Raw genomic sequence first — 17,920 nt, forward strand, 5'->3', positions numbered from 1 at the left:
GTCAGAACCGGATCGCGTCGATCACCTTGACCCGCAGCGCCACGAGCGCCGGAATGAATCCGGCCACGGCCCCGACGATGACCGACGCGACCAGTCCGGTCACGGCCGCGCGCATCGGGAACGGCGGGACGTCCTGGATGCCGGGGAACATGCTCGCGACGATCCAGTCCGAGCGCAGCACCGCGACCACGACGGCGATGCCGATGATGCCGGCCACGGTGGTGGCGACGAGGCTCTCCAGCAGCACGGTCGTGAACACTCGTCCTCCGGTGGCGCCGAAGGCGCGACGGACGCCGATCTCCCGCACCCGCTGACGCATCGCGACGAGCTGGATGTTGATCAGGCTCAGCGCGCCGAGCGCGAGGATCAGCACCGCGATGCCGCCGGTGATGAGCTCGAAGATCCGTGCCGCCTCCTGACTGCCGGACTGGGACGCCCAGTCGGTGCGATTGACCGACAGCTGCTGCCCTTCGGGCAGCCCCGCACGCAGATCCATCGCGAGCACGGGGCCGACCTCGGCCGCCTGCTCGGCGCCGACCCAGACTTCGTAGACCGGGGTCACGCCCTCCGGAAGGCTGTCGACGCGGGCGCGATAGGCGTCGAAGAGGACGTCGACGCGCGATTCCTCGTCCCAGATCCCCTGCCGGGGTGTCACTCCGACGATCTGGTACGTCCCGCCGGCGGGGCCCGAGACGGTGAGAAGCGGATGCTGAGACAGCGCGACCCTGCCGAGGCGGTCCCACAGCGGCTCGCTGATCACCACCGCCGGTGCGAGCGACTGCACGTCGTCATCACCGAGCCAGCGCCCCTCGAGCAGTTCCTCGCGGTGGATCAGCGGGAACGCCGCATCGATCAGCCGTGTCGGGATCTCCGCAACCCCTTCCGGAAGCTGCACCGGGAGCATCATCCCCTGCACATTGCGCGACGTGTGCGAGAAGCCGAAGCGCTCGTTGACACGCTCGAAACGCGCGTCGAAATCATCGACGTCGACCGGATCGCCCGTCTCGTCGTAGACGTTCACCGCGATGGTCGCGACGCGACCGCCCCAGCGGTCGGACTGCTCGGCCTGGTACTGCTGCTGGAGCTCGCTGAACGCGACGACCGCGGTCAGGGCGGCGACGGATACCGCAATGCCGATGAGGCTCAGCAGGACGCGCAGCTTGTGCACGCGGATCTCGGCCCACGCATCAGCGAGCGCCCCGAGGATCCCGGTCACGAGGCGACCTCCTCGGCCGGAACGTCATCCGTCTCGCCGGCCGTGCGGAAGGCCATCGGCTGCGGCGTCGGCGCCGACTCTGCCGCAGGCACCGACTCCGCGAGCGTGGATGCCTCGAACGCACGCGTCAGATCTGCAGGCGCCAGCAGCCCGGCATCCAGTCGATAGTGCCGTCGCGCGCGGGCCGCGACGTGGAGGTCGTGCGTGATCGTGACGAGTGCGGCATCCGTCTCCGTCGCCACCTCGTCCAGCAGAGCCATGACCGAGGCTCCGGTGTCGATGTCGAGCGCGCCGGTCGGCTCGTCGGCGAGGATGAGAACGGGCTTTCGGACCAGGGCGCGCGCGATGGCGACGCGCTGCTGCTCTCCGCCGGACAGTCGATCCGCGACCTGGTCCATCCGGTGCCCGAGCCCCACGCGCTCGAGCATGTCGGTGGCGATGTCCCGGCGCCGCCAGAACAGGCGCCCTGAGGCATGTCCGAGCGGCATCATGACGTTCTCGAGTGCCGTGCGTCCGGCGAGGAGATTGAACTGCTGGAAGACGAAGCCGACGTTCGCCCCGCGCAGCCGATCGAGCCGTCCCGTGCGCATCTTCTTCACCGGCCGCCCTTCGAACGATACGGATCCGCTGGTGGGCGCATCCAGCATCCCGAGGATGTTCAGCAGAGTGGATTTGCCGGAGCCGGACCGGCCGACGATCGACACGTGATCACCGGCGCCGACTTCGAGGCTGATGCCCCGAAGGATCTCCAGTGTGGAATCGTCCGCCAGTCTGACGCTCTTGGTGACGTCTTCCAGGGCGACGAGGGTCACCAGCTCGTCCCGCTTTCGCACTGCTCGACGCCGGGCTGCACCTCGTAGCAGAACTCTTCGACCGGCGCGACGAAGCCGGGGACGAACTGTCGGATGCTGTCGCCCTCGGCGAGTCCTTCGGTCACTTCGACCGTGGTGCCGTCGTTGACGCCCAGGGTCACGGGACGCTCCTCCGGCTCGCTGCCATCGCCGGCATCGACCCACACGACGCCGGAACCGGAGCCGCCCTGGACGGCCGTCACGGGGATCACGAGCGCGTCGTCGACCTGTCCGAGGGCGAGGTCGAGCTGTGCGGGGAGGCCGGCGAACACCGTCTGATCGGCCGGAACCGCGCAGCGGACGCTCGCGGTTCCCTCGGACGAGACCTCGACGCGGACACCCGTGCACACGAACGGAGCCGGACCACCGGTGATCGTGATCGTCGCTTCGCTCGGCGCTCCGACCAGGCGATAGAGCTGCACTGGGTCAACCGTGGCGAGCACGTGGTAGCGGGCGGGACTCAGCGTGGCGATCTGCTCCCCCACCGTGGCGATCTGCCCCTTGACGAGCGCGATCTCAGAGATCTCACCCGCCTCTGCGGCGACGATGTCGACGTTCTTCTTGGGGTCGTCCTGTTTGATCGTGAACAGCACCTGGCCTGCGGCGACCGTGGCGCCGTCGGTGACGTGCACGGCGGTGACCGTGCCGTTCACGTCGCCGCGCAGCGGAAAGGACTCGTCGCGCGCGACATTGGCCGGCAGCGAGAGCGCGTTGACCACCGAGCCGCGTTCGACCGGGATAACAGGGTCGGAGACTCCGCCTGCGGGCGAGACGACGGCTGCGGTCGAACTGTCGGGGAAGAACGCCAGTTTGACGAGCGCCGCAGCGCAGGCGCCGAAGACGATGAGCAGGAGGATGGGGAGGACCCAGCGACGCCAGACGACCACGGCAACTGCCTTTCCGGGTGCGCCGCCGTGACGCACTCCGGATCAGAATAGCGGGAAACTGTTTTCCCGGTACATATCCGCGCCGACGGCGCGTCGCACGGCTCCCGCCGGTCGAGACGTCGGCGTCAGGCCCGCAGCGCCTCGTGACGGACGACGATCCATCCGCTCGGCACCGAAAGCCGGTCGGCATGCTGCGCGCACAGGTCGTGGGCGTTCGGATGCCGGGATCCGCCGAGCGGACCGAGCGCGGCCATCTGGTCACCGTAGTCGTAGGTCAGCGTGGCCACGGCCTCGCGTGCGCAGCCGACCTTCGAGCAGAGTCGTTCGTCCATCTCCGCCAGGCTATGCCTCTTCACGGCTCCCGAGCGGAGGCCGCGCCCAGCGGCCTAGACTTTCGTCATGCCCCGTCGTCGTCTTCCCCGGACCGTGCCACGCCGTGGTGCCAGGCACGGCAGACACGGGCGCCTCGGGCGCAGCGAGGTCGTCCGCCCGCCTCTGCCGCCTCTGGACGGACGCATCGACCGGTTCGATCTGGCCGTCGGCACGGCCGTCGAGTTCCTGCGCGGCACGTGGCCGGAACTCGAGGACGTGCGGTTCGAGATCGGCGCGATGCCGATCGGCGAAGACGAGTCGGGCGACGTTCCACGATGGACGATCGATCAGGACGCGCGCCGGATCGTGCTGTACCGCATCCCGATCGAGCGGCTCCTGCCCCCCGGCCATGACGACGCCGCGCATCGACGCATCTCGATCGAGAGCGCGGTGTTCCGCGCCGCAGCCGAGTTCGTCGGGCGCGATCCGTGGGAACTGGGTCCGGAGGGCTGACCGCTCGTGGGAGCTACGGGTAGACCGTGATCTCCCGATCGGCGCTCACTCCCGACACCACAGGCCAACCCGCGAGTCGTCCTGCGGCCGCCATCGTCACAGCCGCGGTGAGATCTCCGTCCGCGACCAGCCGGTAGACGGTGTCATCGCGCACGACGAGCGCTTCGGACGAACCGGCCTGCACGGTGACGTCGCGTGACGCTCCCCCGACCGCGGAGAGCTGCACGGTGACGTTCTGATCGGTGCTGTTGACGAGGTGCAGTTTCGGCGACGGCCCGGCCGGTACCGCGAACAGCGCCTCGGCCAGCGTCGACGCCGGCGTCATCCACGCGAAGTCCATCCCGGGCCCGGTTCCCTCGCTCTGCCAGATCGCGCCGACCAGCGGGGTCTCCGCCGTCACTTCGACGCTGTACGTGCCGAGTTCGAGGTCGGCGAGGGCGACGTCGAGCGGTGTCGCGGCCGTGAGCGGGACCGTGAACTCCGAAGCCACGTCGCCTGCCTCATCCCGCACGACGACCTGCGCGACGGTGTCGGCGTCGATGGACAGCAGCCGCACGGCGTCGGTCGCGGTCCCCTCGGTCGGGGCGACGACCTGGACGCCGGCGAAGCGCAGGATGTCGGATGCCTCCATCGCCGTGCCCTGCAGGTCGGCGCCGGCCGGGTCGAGCGTGCGCGTCAGCGCCGATTGCAGGACGGCGCGCACGGGGGCGCCCTCCGCTGTGATCCGCACGACGGGATCCTCGGCATCCGCGGCGATGGACGCGAACGGGAGCGCGATCTGCGTGGCGGCGGGGATCACCCTCGTGGTCGGGTTGAGGGACCCGCCGTAGACCTCCAGCGTCACGGTGGCTGGTACGGACCCTGGATTGGACAGCACCAGCACATCGTTGGCGCCGGTCTCGACCGATCCGCCCACGATCCAGGACTGGGTGGTCGCCGGCGCGCACGACGCCGCGGCGAGACCGGTCAGATCCTCTTCCGCAAGGGCGATCGATTCGGATGCCGCGATCTCCGCGCTCTCGCGGCCCTCGACGGATCCGGTGAACACGGATGCGCCGACACCGCCGACGAGATCCGGGGTGGCGATAGTGCTCTGCTCGGGTGCGGTCGGCTCACCGTCGACCGTGATCTGCGCATCGCCGGCCGACTGCATCTGATCGGCGCTCTGGGAATCGCGTCCCAGCGCACGGAACGGCCCTGTGCACACGAGAAGCGGGTCGCCGGGCACCGTCGTGACATGACTGGACGCAGCGGTGTGCTCGACCGCGGGCCACGGCGCCACGATCGCGGCTGCGACGCCGGCGACGCAGCCGACCGCGACGAGGGCCCCGACCAGCAGTCGGGCACCCGTTGCGACGACCGTGATCGCCTTCCTGCTCGTGGCCATCAGCGGTCCTCCTCGCGCTTCTCATCGGCCCCGGACGCGGGATCAGGCTCCGCCGCCTCCGACTCTGGTGTCCCCTGCTCCTTGGCCGGGTCCGGTGCGAGCTCGTCGGAGCGTTCCGGCACCGCGGCATCCGCACCGTCCGACGCGTCGTCCGCCCGCGTCTCGTCTGCGCTTCGCGTCACTTCGGCGCTTCCGTCCGGGTGCTCATCCATCGCGGCATCCGCCTCCTCGTGCGCAGCATCGCCGCCATGGCGCCGCACGGGCGTCAGGGGCTCCTCCGGTGCCTTGCCGACCACGCGCGAGATCGCCCTGGACGCACGACGCGATGCTCGCGTGGGTACGGCGAGCAGCAGCGCTGCGAGCACGACGACGAGCTGGAGCGTCATCACCGATCGTGAGACTCCCTGATCGTCGCCGGCCTGGTCGGCCCTCGCGGCGCCGTCGGCTCCGGACTGCTCCAGCCTCCAGAGCACGCCGATGCCGGTCACGTCGCCGCCGCGGACGAATCCGGTGCGCTGATCCAGTGCGATCACGGCATCCAACCGGAAACCCTCGGCGCCGTCATCCGCTCCGGCCGGCAGCTCGTCCAGCAGGACGAAGTCGATGCCCAGATCCGCCAGCTCGGCTGCGGCGTCGAAGTCGCGCGTGGAGACGAGATCCACGGCGAGGGCGCTCACGTCGGTGCCCTGCACCTCGGTCGCCGTGCTGAGAAGAGTGGTCTGCGCGCCGAGTGTCTCGCTGGCGCCCCACACCACGCGGGTGGCGGCGCTGTCCTCCCCTAGGGGCGTGATGACGAGCGTGCCGAGATCCCGATCGCCACGGGCGTTGGCGGCGATCAGCGCGGGAAGCGTGCTCCCCGAGCCCTCCACGAGCACGCTGCGTCCGGCATGCACGGCGGTCAGCGCCGGCACGGCGGCGACGGCCAGCGCGAGGCCGGCGACCACGGCGGCGATCGTCCGCAGTCGCGGCAGCGCGATCAGCGTGTCGAGGGCGACGGCCGCCGCGCCGACCACACCGATCCACGCCAGGCTCAGTGCGGCGCCTGGCCAGATCGCGACGGGCACGCCCTGGGCGAAGCTGATCGCGATGCCGGCGACGAGCATCGCGGTCGCCAGGCCGAGGACGGCCACCGCCAGAAGCACGAGGCCCGCGCGCCAGCGCGGCGCGAGTGCGGATGCCAGTGCCAGCAGCGTCAGCGGGGCGAGCAGCAGAGGCGCCCACGCGGCGACCGCCGGGTCGAGGATCAGCGCCCACCCGGCGAGGTCGGCGGTCGGGAATCCGGTCGCGAGCAGCATCCGCCCCGCGGCATCCGCCTGAGCCTGCGCGGACTGCCAGATGAACCCGGGGTCGGCGAAGATCGCCAGTGCATCGCCGTCCGCGAGGCGCCGCAGCGCGAGGGGCAGGAACATCGCGAGCGTCGGGATCAGCAGCCACACGATGCGCACTGCGCCGCCCAACCGGCGCTGCGCCAGCACGATGATGAGCGCGATCGCCCAGAGCACGGTCAGCGCCGGCGCGAGCGACGGAGACGATGCGACGACGCCGACCAGCAGGATCGAGGCTGCGCCCGCGGCGCCCCACGATCGATGCGCGACGGCGGCGGCGTGGAAGAGCCACGGCAGCAGCAGGTGAACGATCACCGCGGCCGGGCGGCCCTCGATGAGCGCGGTGAGGAACGTCGGCGCCAGCGCCCACGCGACTCCGACGAAGATGCGCAGCCCCGAGCGATCGGTCACGCGAGTGGCCGCGAACCACCCGCCCAGCACCGCGAGCGGGAGGGCGAGCAGCCACAGCAGGACGAGGGAGAACGACGGTCCGGCCGGCCACAGCGTCCCGAGGATCGCCAGCACGGCGGCGAACGGATCGGCAGGACCGGTCACCGCGACGCCGAGGCCGCGCAGGCCCCACGCCGCATCCTCCCAGAGACCGACGAACGTGTCGCGCATCGGAAGCAGTCCACCGCCGGAGACGTTCTGCCACGCGAGAAGCGACGTGAACGCCGCGACGCTGACGATCGCAGCGGCCAGCACGGCCCAGGCGCCGCCTCCGGAGAAGAAGCGCAGTTCGCTGACGGCACCGCGTTCACTGCCGTGGCCGTCATCGAGGCGGTTGCGCAGCTGCGATCCGGTCACGCGCAGCGGTGCGATGCTCGACCAGCCCGCCGAGCGGAACGCACGGATCCTGCCGCGCGCTCTGGTCACGGCGCCGAAGCGCACCATCGCGGTCGCAGCCGCCGCCCACTCCGGAAGCACCGCGGCCGGGCGCTTGCCGACGAGGTGCATGATCGTGCGCCACAGCGCGAGAGGCAGGAACGAGAGCCAGTGCAACGGCACGACGGGCGCTGGCGCATATGCGAGGCGACGGTGCAGTTGGGCCAGTCGCGTGACGTAGGCGCGCTGCGACGGGCGCTGCGGCAGTGCAGCGGGACCATCCGGTTCGACACGGATGCGCGCATCGGCGGTCAGCACGACGCGGCCGCCTCCGAGTCTGGCGCGGACGCCGAGGTCGAGCCCTTCGTCGGCTCCGGCGAGCGCATCGTCGATCGCCAGGTGCTCGCGGACCTCGGCGCGGATCAGGATGCCGCGGATGTCGGCGCCCAGCGCTTCATCGGCACCATCGTGCTGGCCCTGGTCGAGCTCATGCGCGGCCAGTTCCACCGAGCGACCGAACGTCGTCATCGTCACGCCGAACGACACGATCTCTCGGTCGTCGTCCTGACGGATCAGCTTCGGAGCGGCGATCGCCGCGGAAGGCGACCGTTCGAGTGCACCGGCGAGCTGGGCAAGCGCACGCGGCGCCGGAGCACTGTCGTGCGTGAGCAGCCACAGCGCGCTGTCATCGGGAACCCGCGCCACAGCGAGCGCGACCGCATCCGCGAAGGATGTCGTCTGGCGCGCCTCGATGATGGCGTCCGCGATCGCAGCGACCGCAGGGCTCTCTCTGGCGGTCGTGACATCACCGCATACGACGAGAGTGACCGCGTCAGGGCGACGGGTCTGGGCGGCGAGCGCATCGATCGTTCGAAGCAACTGCGCGCGGGCGGTCGCGCCGGATCGCGCGACGATGACGGCATGAAGTCGGGCTGGCATGGCCTGGCCAGCCTAAGCGCCTGGCGACGCTGTCGCCCTGACCGCGACCGGCGCGCCTGCGAAGCTATGACTCAGCTGGCGCGGCGCTTGAGCTTGCGGCGCTCGCGCTCGGAGAGACCGCCCCAGATGCCGAAGCGCTCGTCGTTGCTCAGGGCGTACTCGAGGCACTCGCCGCGGACATCGCACGACGTGCAGATGCGCTTGGCGTCGCGGGTCGATCCGCCCTTCTCGGGGAAGAACGCCTCCGGGTCCGTCTGCGCGCACAGTGCATCGGTCTGCCACGCGAGCGTGTTCTCTTCTTCGGCGTCGATGCGCCTGACCCCGGGAACGCCGAGGTTGACTGGATCGACGAACCAGTTCTCGGGAACGTCGGAACGGTAACCCGTCATGTCGCTCTCCTTGCCCTGTCAGTTGCCCCCCACCGGGCCTTGCTCAACTAATTACACCCGTGTCATTCGCCCCGGTCAAGTCGCGGAGAATAAACCCTCAAGCGGGTCTTGAAGGTTCTTGAACGCTCATCGGCGTGTCGCGCCGGGCGTGTCGAGACCGGATGCGCGCAGCTCGGCTCAGCCGGGCTGCGCGATGAAGGCCTCGCCCGTACCCGAGAGCGTGAGGGCGGTCTCGTCGGAGGCGAACAGCGCGGTGCCGACCTCGACGGGGTGCTCCTCGGCATCCGCACCGGACACCGTGACCGATCCTGACGTGGCGAGGATCATGGCGGGCGACTCCACCTCGACGCTCACGGGTTCCCCCGCGAGCGTCACGCGACGCAGCGCGAAGTCGTCGACGTCGACGGGGTACGACGTCACGGGCGCGTCGCTGGGCGCGAGGACCGGCACGATCGCCGGGGTCGGATCCAGCACGCTCAGCAGCTCGGGGACGTCGATGTGCTTGGGGGTGAGTCCGCCGCGCAGGACGTTGTCGCTGGCGGCCATGATCTCGACCCCGAGGCCGGAGAGGTAGGCGTGCAGCAGGCCGGCACGCAGGAAGATCCCCTCGCCCCGCCGCAGCACGATGTGGTTCATCAGCAGGGCGACGACGACGCCGGGGTCGGCGGGGTATCGCTCGGACACGACGCGGATCGCGCGCAGCGCGTCGTCGAACTCCGGGTCGGATGCCGCGGCGAGCGCCGCGGAGATCTCGGCGACCTCCGCGGTAGCGTCCCCGGACAGCAGCCACGCGATCGCGTTCCGCACTCCGCCCTCCCCCGTCAGGTGCGCGCGCAGCGCGCGCACGCCCGCGCCGTCGCCGAGCGAATCGAGCAGACGCAGGGTGTCGGCGACCGGCCGCAGGCCGCCCAGGGCCTCGAACCGCTCGCTGAGGGCGACGATGAGTTCGGGCTTGTGGTTGTCGTCGCGGTAGTTGCGGGCCGGATCGTCCGCGTCGAGACCGGCTTCCCTGGCCCAGCCGTCCTCTGCCTGCGCGATGGTCGGGTGCACCTGGATCGACAGCGGGCCACCGGCCGCGAGGATCTTCAGCAGATACGGCAGAGACCCTCCGGTGACGGCGTCCAGCGTGCCGCCGTCTGCGACGTCGGCCGGGTCGCCAGGGTGGTCGCCGAACCAGACTTCGGCCTCCGGAGCGCCGGAGGGCGAGCGGCCCTCCAACTCGGCGATGAGAGTGGTCGATCCCCACGCGTAGTCGCGAGGCACGTTCGAGAGACTCAACAGCATGCCACCAGCGTAGAGCCACGCGCGCGGCACAGCGGATGCCCGAGCGCGCGCGGTAGCCTGAATCCCGATGGCGCAGTACACGAAGCATCCCGTGGCAGCCCCGCCCACCGCGCCGGAGCGCGAGTCGACGGGGCATCTGCTGTTGCGCGGTTACATCGCCCTCGTGCTGATCGCGACGTTCGCGCACTCCGCCGTGTACAACCTGGTCGGCCCGATCGGTGCCGGCGTCGTCATCGTCGTGCTCACACTCTCGACGCTCGCGATCGGCATCCCGATGCTGGCGCGCTCGGAGCCGGCGCCCTTCCTGTGGCGTCGACTGCCGTGGGCGGCGCTCGCCTACACCGCGTTCGCGCTGCTGTCGGTGGCCTGGTCCGGCTGGCGTGTGCCGACGCTGATCACGTGGGTGCTTCTGGCCGCAGTGACGGTGAACGCCCTGTTCGTCGCGCACGCCCTGAGCTGGCAGGAGATCCTCCGCGCGCTCGCATCCGCGTTCAAGTGGATCCTCGGGCTGTCGCTGGCGATCGAGCTGTGGGCTTCGCTCGTCGTGCACGGGCCGATCCTGCCCAACTTCGTCGTTCTGCCCGGTGGCAAGATCGATCCGCAGCTGTACTGGGTCCGCGACAACCTCTTCGACGGCGGTCGCCTGCAGGGCATCGTGGGCAACGCGAACCTTCTCGCCTTCCTCTCCCTGTTCGCGATCATCGCCTTCGGCATCCGCTTCTCGCTCGGTGCGCGCTGGCGGACCACGCTGGGGCTGTGGATGCTGCTGGCGGCGTTCTTCTTCGTGCGCGCCTCGTCAGCCACCGCCTGGATCTGCGCCTTCGCGGCCGCGGCGGTGCTCCTCATCGCCCTGCTGATCCGTCGCACCAGCACCCCGCGCGGACGTGCGAAGGTGTACGCCTGGTGCCTCGGCATCCTCGTGGTGATCGTCGTCGCGGCCCTACTGCTGTACCGGCCGATCCTCGCGATGCTGGGGCGGTCGGCCGATCTCACCGGGCGCAGCGACAAGATCTGGGCCGTGGTGCTCGACAAGGCCGCCGAGAGCCCGGTGATCGGACTCGGGTTCTCCAGCCCGTGGGTGCCGACGGACCCGGCCTTCGACGGCTGGATCGTCGACCACGGCATCACGGTGTTCCACGCCCACAACATGTGGATCGACGTGCTGTTCCAGCTCGGCATCGTCGGTCTCGTGCTGATGGCGGTGGCGTACGGCGCTCTCCTCTGGCGCTCCTGGTTCTTCGCCGTCGATCGGCCGCGCTGGGATCTGCGCGCCGACCGTCCGTTCTCGCCCGTCACCCTGCTGCCGATCCTGTACACGACCGTGCTGCTCGTGCAGGGGCTGAGCGAATCCACGCCGATCATGCTGTGGGGATGGCTGCTGCTGGTGATGCTGTCGTTCAAGATGAAGTCCGTGCCACTGGTGGGCGTCGGCCTCAGCGAACAGGTCAGGATCACCGAGCGCGGCCGCGGCGCGCGGCGGGTGCCATGAGCGCGCGCCTGCACCTGGCGCGTCTGCTCGGTTCCGTCGAGATGGCCAGGGCGTTCACGCTCACGGCCCTGATGGCGGTCTTCGGCTCGTTCGCGATCGAGCGGATGACGTCGACCGTGACTCTGGCGGCGATCATCTTCGTCCTGTGCGCGATCGGGGTGGCGATCCTCATCGTGCGCCGGGAGGAGCTGTCGCTGCTGCGGCTGGCGCCCTCTTCGCTGCTCGCGTTCCTCGCCCTGGCTCTGATCAGCGTGATCTGGACGACCGACCGCGGCGACACCGTGTTCGCCTGGCTGTCGCTGCTCGGCTACGCGGTGCTCGCGATCACGATCGGCCACATCCGTGACACCCTGCAGACGGTGCGGGCGATCGGCGACACCCTGCGGGTGCTGCTCTCGATCTCGCTGGGGATCGAGATCCTCTCGGGAATCCTGCTCGACCTCCCGATCACGTTCCTCGACATCGAAGGAGCCCTCGCCTCCGGCGGACCGATCCAGGGCATCTTCGGCACCCGCAACATGCTCGGCTTCGTCGCCGTGCTCGCCCTCATCACCTTCGTGATCGAGTGGCGCACCCAGTCCGTGACCTCCCCCGTCGCCGTGCCGTCGATCGCACTCGCCGGCTTCCTCGCCCTGCTGTCGGCATCGCCGACCGTGCTCGTGCTCGCGGCGGGCGTCGGCGTGGCCACGGCGGCTCTCACGATCGTCCGGCACACGGCGCACGCGCATCGAGCCGTGGTCCAGTGGGTGCTCGCGGGGCTCGCGATCGCGGCGCTGGCCGTCGCGTTCCTGCTGCGGCATCCCATCATCGCCTGGCTCGGCGCTGGATCGGACTTCTCGATGCGCGCCGATCTGTGGAACCGGATCCTCGACTTCGTCGCGATCAAGCCGATGCAGGGATGGGGGTGGTTCGGCCCGTGGCAGCGCGGCGAGTACCCGTTCAACTCTCTGAACTATGTGCTCGATCAGCAGCACGCGACCGCCCTGAACGCGTACTTCGACGTCCTGCTGCAACTCGGCGCCGCAGGTCTCGTCCTGTTCCTGCTGCTGGGCGGTGTGGCACTGGTCCGGTCCTGGCTGGTCGCCAGCTCGCGCCGGTCGGTCGTGTACGCGTGGACGCCGCTGATCCTGGTGACGCTGGCGATCGACTCGATGTTCGAGAGCTTCACGCTGTCGGATCTCGGCTGGTTCATGCTCGTGCTGTGCGCGCTGCGGGCCGGACAGTCCCGGTCCTGGCGGGAGAACATCGACGCGGCGCAGACGGGTGCCATCCCCACGCTCCCCCCGCAGCGCTGATCCGGCTGAGCCCCGCCACGGCTCCGGGGATCCCAAGATCGGGCAGGTAGGCTGTCTCTGCTCGCCTGAGCCGCCCGTCGGCATGCCACGTCGGCGCGCGTCGCCCCACCCGGAGAGATCATCACGTGACCCACGTCCTGCAGAACGTCGTCTTCCCGCTCGATCGTGACCCCGACCTGCTGCCGCTGTACGCCGACCCTGAGACGTGGTCGACCATCGAGGGCGAAGCCGTGCGAGTCTCCTCGCGCGCGCACCTGGGCAACATCCTCGGGCGCAACCGCGCACGCATCGTCGCCGGCCGACGCGTCTCTCTCGGCACCTACTTCAACGCCTTCCCTGCGTCCTATTGGCAGCACTGGACGAGCGTTCGCGAAGTGCGCCTCACCGTGCACACCAGCGGACCGGCGACCATCCTCGTCTATCGCTCGAACGGCGCCGGCGTCCAGCAGCGCGTCGCGACGCAGGAGGTCACCGGCGACGCCACCAGCAGCTTCGACCTCTCGCTCACGCAGTTCAGCGACGGCGGATGGATCTGGTTCGACGTGGTCGCCGACGAGAAGCACGCCGTGCTCGAGGGCGCCGAATGGACGACCGAGCAGGAGCCGACGCGCACGGGCAAGGCCTCGATCGGCATCACGACGTACAACAAGCCGGACTACTGCGTCTCGACGCTCACCGCACTGGCCGACGCCCCCGAGGTTCTCGAGCTCGTCGACCGCATCTTCCTGATCGACCAGGGCACACAGCTCGTCGCTGAGGAGGCCGGGTACGGGGAGGTCGCCGAGCGCCTCGGCGACACGCTCGACATCATCCGTCAGCCCAACCTCGGCGGCTCCGGCGGATTCGCCAGGGCGATGCACGAGACCCTGCAGCGCCCGGAGAGCGACTTCGTCCAGCTGCTCGACGACGACGTCCGCATCGAGCCGGAGTCGCTGCGGCGCTCGATCATGTTCGCGCGCTACGCGACCAACCCCGTCCTCGTCGGCGGGCACATGTTCGATCTGCTCGACCGCCCCAAGCTGCACGGCTGGGCCGAGGTCGTCGACGAGGTGCCCTTCATGTGGCGCAACCTCTACCAGGAGGAGATGCCGCACGACTTCGGTGCCGCCAACCTGCGTCAGACGCCGCTGCTGCACATGCGCATGGATGCCGACTACAACGGCTGGTGGATGTGCCTGATCCCGCTGGACGCGATCCGCGAGGTCGGCCTGTCGCTGCCGGCGTTCATCAAGTGGGACGACGCGGAGTTCTGCCTCCGCGCCGGTGAGGCCGGCTTCCCGACCGTGTCGATGCCCGGTGTCGCCCTGTGGCATGTGTCCTGGATCAACAAGGACGATTCGATCGACTGGCAGGCGTACTTCCACGCGCGCAACCGCATCGTCGCAGCTCTCCTGCACTCCGGAGTCGCGCGCGGCGGGCGACTGATCCGTCACAGTCGTCGCGTCGACCTCAAGCACCTGATGATGATGCAGTACTACCCCGTCGCGTTGCGCGCCCAGGCGCTGCGCGACGTGCTGTCGGGGCCCGACCACATGCGCGGCAATCTGGCGACGGCGATGCCTGCCGCCCGCGCGCTGGCCGCGGAGTACCCGGAGACGATCGTGCACCGGGATCCCACCACCGTCCTGCACTCGCGCCATGGCCGCCAGGTGTACAAGCAGCTCAAGAAGAACGAGTTCGACAGCCCGACCGGCCTGAAGCTGCGCTGGTTCACGCTGTCGACGCTCGTCTCGCACTGGCTGCACCGCCCGGACCCGGCGAACGTGGCGCAGCCCGAGGTGGAGTTCGGCAAGGGCGATGCGCACTGGTGGCGTCTGCCGCACTTCGACAGCGCGCTCGTCAGCGCGGCCGATGGCTCCGGCAAGAACATCTACACGCGCGATCGCGCCCGATTCCGCAGCATGCTGCGCGAGACCATGCGCCTGCACTCCCAGCTGCAGCGCCGCTGGCCCGAACTGCAGCAGCAGTACCGCGAGGCCCTTCCTGACCTGGTGTCCGACGCCTCCTGGCAGCAGACCTTCGAGGAGAAGGCATGACCTCCGCCATGTTCGATCCGGCCTCGGCGACGATCGTCATCGTCACCTTCAACCGCTCCCATCTGCTGACCGGATTGCTGACCAGCATCTCCCGCATGGACCCGAAGCCGGGGCACGTCGTCGTCATCGACAACGCGTCGTCGGATGACACCACCGAGGTGGTCGAGTCCTTCCGATCGACGATCGGCACCGAGATCGTGTACCGCCGCCTGGATGAGAACACCGGCGGTTCCGGGGGCTTCAGCGAGGGCATGCGCACGGCGTACGAGCTGGGTTCCGAATGGGTCTGGATGATGGATGACGACGTCGAGGTCGTCCAGGACGGCCTCGCGCGCATGGGCGCCTGGACACCGAGGTTCAAGAGCATCCAGGGCCGCCGCTACGACTACGACGGCAGCGAGTTCTACTGGCAGTACAAGATCGCGGAGCGGATGGGCATCCCGATCCCCTTCGCCCCGGCCGGCTTCGACGCATCCGGCTTCAAGGAGATGAACAGCGGATGCTTCGAAGGCATGTTCATCCACCGCTCGATCGTCCAGCAGATCGGCCTGCCCGACCCTCGCTTCTTCATCTACTGGGACGACCAGACCTACGGCTGGCTCGCCTCGCGCAGGACGACCGCCGTGATCGTGGATGAGTTCGTCCTGCGACGCACGCGCGAGATCCGGCAGTGGGACATGGGCGTGCGGCACCTGAACGCGTCCAGCAATGCCTACCGGTACTACATCATGCGCAACCGCGCCTTCATCAAGCAGTACTACCGCGTGAACGGCGTGTACAACCCCGTGCTGTTCGGGCTGGGTACGACAGCGACATTCTTCAAGGAACTGATCCGGCTCGTCTTCGTCGAACGCACCGTTCGCGGCACGAGCAACCTCTTCCGCGGCATCCGAGACGGCGGCAGGCTCGGCCGTGACCGGAGCTGGAAGCCGATGCCCCCGCTGGAGGCGTGATGACGAACGACCCGCAGCCAGGAGACGCCCCTCAGCAGGAGGCCGTCTGGTACTTCCCGCCGAAGAAGAACAGCAGCGGAAAGATCTGGCTCATCTCCGCCCTCGCCGGCATCGCCCTCGCGATCGCCGTGGTGTTCCTGGTGTTCGTGCTTCCGAGCGGCTTCCAGGCCGACGAGACGCCGTCGCCGACGCCGTCCGAATCGGCGACGCCGAGCCCGAGCCCAACGGCGTCGGATACGCCGACGCCGACTCCCACGGCGACTCCGACACCGACGCCCACTCCGACGCCGACGCCCACCGCAGAACCGGAGGAGCCCGCTCCCCCGGTTCCCGATCCGGATGTCGACGACTTCGCCGCTCAGGTGCAGCCGCGACTCGACGACGGCGTGACGGGTCTGCAGTACGCCGCCGAGGCTGGTGGCGAGCAGGCGGCCACCGACATCGGCTTCCTCCGCGCGGATGCCGAAGTGCTCTCGGACACGCCGGCACCGAGCTCGATCTCCGCTGACTGGTCCAGCGGGGTGTCGAACTACCTCACCGCCCTGGACAATCTGCAGAACGCGTACCGGAGCGGCTCCGATGTCGCAGGGGCGCAGAGCACCGCGGCGTCCACGCTGCAGACGTTGCGGGATATCGTCGGGCTCTGAACAGGCTCTTCGGCAGGCTCAGAGTCCGAGGTCGGCGTTGTAGCGGTCCAGCACGTCTTCGAGCGGACCGTCCAGCACGAGCCCGCCGCGGTCGAGGTACAGCCCGCGGGTGCAGAACCGACGCAGATCTCGTTCGTTGTGACTCACGAAGAACATGGTCCGGCCCTCGGCGAGCAGTTCGTCGATGCGGCCGTAGCACTTCTCCCGGAAGCCCTTGTCGCCCACGGCGAGCACCTCGTCGACGAGCAGGATCGGCTCGTCGAGCTGCGACACGACGGAGAACGCGAGGCGCACCTTCATCCCGCTGGACAGGTGCTTGTACGGAGTCTCCTCGAAGCCCTCGAGCTCCGCGAACTCGATGATCCCGTCGTAGCGGCGGGCGATCTCGGCGCGGGACATGCCATGCAGCCCGGCCATCATCCGCACGTTCTCGCGCACGCTGAGATCGTTGACGAAACCGCCGGTGAGCTCGATCAGCGGCGCGACCCCGCCGTTCACGCGGACGTCGCCCTCGTCAGGCAGCAGGACGCCGGCGACCAGACGCAGGAGCGTGGACTTGCCCTGGCCGTTGCGGCCGACGACGCCGATCGACTCTCCCGGCTGCACGTCGAACGAGACGTTGCGCAGCGCCCAGAACTCGCCGGGACGCGACCGACGGGTGGCGTCGGCGAAGATGTCCTTGAAGTTCCGCCGTCCGCGGCGGTTCCGCCGGAATCGGACGCCCAGGTCTCGCACTTCGATCGCCGCGGCCATCACAGCTCCTTCAGCACGGTGCGCTCGAGCCCGCGGAACGACCAGGCACCGAGGATCAGGATGCCGAAGCTGATCACGACGCTCGCGATCACGGCCACCGGCTCCCACTGGTCGGGGAAGAACGCCATGCGGTAGAGGGTCATGATGCCGGCGAGCGGATTGAACGCCCCCAGCGTGTCGAAGGGCGCAGGCAGATCCTGGACGCCGTAGATGATCGGCGAGGCGTAGAACAGCGCACGCAGGATCAGCGCCGTCGTGCGCTCGAGGTCGTTGTACAGGACGCACAGCGGGGCGATGAGCAGACCGAGTCCGACCAGGAGCACGATCTGCAGCAGGACGGCGACCGGGAACCAGAGGATGCCCCAGCCGATCGTCACGACTTTGGCCGGATCCGTCTCGACGATCAGGTTGACGGCGACGAAGCCGACGAGCACGGGGAGGGAGAACAGGAACTCCATGCCCTTGCTCAGCACGATCCTGTTGATCCAGATGGACCGCGGGATGTTCGTCGAGCGGACCAGGCGGGCGTCCTTCTTGAACGCGCGAGTGAAGTCCGACACCGCGACGTTGAACCACACCCACGGCAGCAGCGCGGTGATGAGGAAGACGATGTACGGCTCGTCGCCCACCGAGCGCTGGAAGACCTGCGTGAACACGAACCAGTAGATCAGGCTCATGACGAGCGGATCCAGGACCGACCAGACGTAGCCGAGGAAGCTGGTGGAGTAGCGGACCTTGAGGTCGCGGGCCGACAGCAGCCACAGCGAATGCAGGTATCGCCGGGACTTCCCCGGCGCCCCGACGGCAGTGTGACTCACG

The 17,920-nt window shown here is 69.3% G+C and carries 16 protein-coding genes; 6 read left to right on the top strand and 10 right to left on the bottom strand.

The window, feature by feature from the left end:
- Position 1: 1 nt before the first annotated feature.
- The 4 genes from AC3ANJ_RS12060 to AC3ANJ_RS12075 all read right to left on the bottom strand — a co-directional run bounded on the left by AC3ANJ_RS12060 (position 2) and on the right by AC3ANJ_RS12075 (position 3,286).
- Positions 2-1,216 carry an ABC transporter permease gene (locus tag AC3ANJ_RS12060; RefSeq protein ID WP_488316505.1) on the bottom strand — a complete coding sequence of 405 codons (1,215 nt, stop codon included), beginning with the start codon at positions 1,214-1,216 and terminating at the stop codon, positions 2-4.
- On the bottom strand, positions 1,213-2,028 hold the full coding sequence (locus AC3ANJ_RS12065) for an ABC transporter ATP-binding protein (protein WP_488316506.1): 816 nt from the start codon (positions 2,026-2,028) through the stop codon (positions 1,213-1,215). Before AC3ANJ_RS12065 ends, AC3ANJ_RS12060 begins: the two co-directional genes overlap by 4 nt.
- Positions 2,025-2,954, bottom strand: a complete 930-nt coding sequence (locus AC3ANJ_RS12070; RefSeq protein ID WP_488316507.1) for an efflux RND transporter periplasmic adaptor subunit — start codon at positions 2,952-2,954, stop codon at positions 2,025-2,027. The genes AC3ANJ_RS12065 and AC3ANJ_RS12070 overlap by 4 nt, the downstream gene beginning before the upstream one ends.
- Before the next feature lie 125 nt (positions 2,955-3,079).
- A complete protein-coding gene (locus AC3ANJ_RS12075) occupies positions 3,080-3,286 on the bottom strand; it encodes a DUF3499 family protein (RefSeq protein WP_376177182.1) in 207 nt (68 codons plus the stop codon).
- A gap of 67 nt (positions 3,287-3,353) precedes the next feature.
- Here AC3ANJ_RS12075 and AC3ANJ_RS12080 point away from each other — a divergent pair, with 67 nt between their 5' ends.
- Positions 3,354-3,779, top strand: a complete 426-nt coding sequence (locus tag AC3ANJ_RS12080) for a hypothetical protein (RefSeq protein ID WP_406249628.1) — start codon at positions 3,354-3,356, stop codon at positions 3,777-3,779.
- 13 nt (positions 3,780-3,792) lie between these two features.
- Here AC3ANJ_RS12080 and AC3ANJ_RS12085 read toward each other — a convergent pair whose 3' ends face one another.
- The 4 genes from AC3ANJ_RS12085 to manA all read right to left on the bottom strand — a co-directional run bounded on the left by AC3ANJ_RS12085 (position 3,793) and on the right by manA (position 9,928).
- Positions 3,793-5,166, bottom strand: a complete 1,374-nt coding sequence (locus AC3ANJ_RS12085; RefSeq protein WP_488316508.1) for a DUF5719 family protein — start codon at positions 5,164-5,166, stop codon at positions 3,793-3,795.
- Positions 5,166-8,255 carry a glycosyltransferase gene (locus AC3ANJ_RS12090; protein ID WP_488316509.1) on the bottom strand — a complete coding sequence of 1,030 codons (3,090 nt, stop codon included), beginning with the start codon at positions 8,253-8,255 and terminating at the stop codon, positions 5,166-5,168. Before AC3ANJ_RS12090 ends, AC3ANJ_RS12085 begins: the two co-directional genes overlap by 1 nt.
- Before the next feature lie 71 nt (positions 8,256-8,326).
- The gene (locus AC3ANJ_RS12095; RefSeq protein WP_406249625.1) at positions 8,327-8,644 is read right to left on the bottom strand and encodes a WhiB family transcriptional regulator; all 318 of its coding nucleotides are present in this window, start codon (positions 8,642-8,644) and stop codon (positions 8,327-8,329) included.
- Positions 8,645-8,821: 177 nt separating this feature from the next.
- Positions 8,822-9,928 carry a mannose-6-phosphate isomerase, class I gene (manA, locus tag AC3ANJ_RS12100; protein ID WP_488316510.1) on the bottom strand — a complete coding sequence of 369 codons (1,107 nt, stop codon included), beginning with the start codon at positions 9,926-9,928 and terminating at the stop codon, positions 8,822-8,824.
- 67 nt (positions 9,929-9,995) lie between these two features.
- Here manA and AC3ANJ_RS12105 point away from each other — a divergent pair, with 67 nt between their 5' ends.
- The 5 genes from AC3ANJ_RS12105 (at position 9,996) to AC3ANJ_RS12125 (ending at position 16,348) form a co-directional block, all read left to right on the top strand.
- The gene (locus tag AC3ANJ_RS12105; protein ID WP_488316511.1) at positions 9,996-11,417 is read left to right on the top strand and encodes an O-antigen ligase family protein; all 1,422 of its coding nucleotides are present in this window, start codon (positions 9,996-9,998) and stop codon (positions 11,415-11,417) included.
- On the top strand, positions 11,414-12,712 hold the full coding sequence (locus tag AC3ANJ_RS12110) for an O-antigen ligase family protein (RefSeq protein WP_488316512.1): 1,299 nt from the start codon (positions 11,414-11,416) through the stop codon (positions 12,710-12,712). Before AC3ANJ_RS12105 ends, AC3ANJ_RS12110 begins: the two co-directional genes overlap by 4 nt.
- A gap of 125 nt (positions 12,713-12,837) precedes the next feature.
- On the top strand, positions 12,838-14,748 hold the full coding sequence (locus tag AC3ANJ_RS12115) for a glycosyltransferase (RefSeq protein WP_488316513.1): 1,911 nt from the start codon (positions 12,838-12,840) through the stop codon (positions 14,746-14,748).
- Positions 14,745-15,701 (top strand): glycosyltransferase, encoded by a 957-nt coding sequence (locus AC3ANJ_RS12120; RefSeq protein WP_488316514.1) that lies wholly within the window; start codon positions 14,745-14,747, stop codon positions 15,699-15,701. Before AC3ANJ_RS12115 ends, AC3ANJ_RS12120 begins: the two co-directional genes overlap by 4 nt.
- The gene (locus AC3ANJ_RS12125; RefSeq protein WP_406249619.1) at positions 15,701-16,348 is read left to right on the top strand and encodes a hypothetical protein; all 648 of its coding nucleotides are present in this window, start codon (positions 15,701-15,703) and stop codon (positions 16,346-16,348) included. Before AC3ANJ_RS12120 ends, AC3ANJ_RS12125 begins: the two co-directional genes overlap by 1 nt.
- An 18-nt stretch (positions 16,349-16,366) precedes the next feature.
- On the opposite strand, the gene AC3ANJ_RS12130 is transcribed toward AC3ANJ_RS12125, so the two are convergent.
- Both AC3ANJ_RS12130 and AC3ANJ_RS12135 read right to left on the bottom strand, forming a co-directional pair.
- The gene (locus tag AC3ANJ_RS12130) at positions 16,367-17,101 is read right to left on the bottom strand and encodes an ABC transporter ATP-binding protein (protein WP_406249618.1); all 735 of its coding nucleotides are present in this window, start codon (positions 17,099-17,101) and stop codon (positions 16,367-16,369) included.
- A complete protein-coding gene (locus AC3ANJ_RS12135; protein WP_406249617.1) occupies positions 17,101-17,919 on the bottom strand; it encodes an ABC transporter permease in 819 nt (272 codons plus the stop codon). Before AC3ANJ_RS12135 ends, AC3ANJ_RS12130 begins: the two co-directional genes overlap by 1 nt.
- Position 17,920: the final 1 nt, after the last annotated feature.

Source organism: Microbacterium sp. STRO-1N, assembly GCF_057748015.1.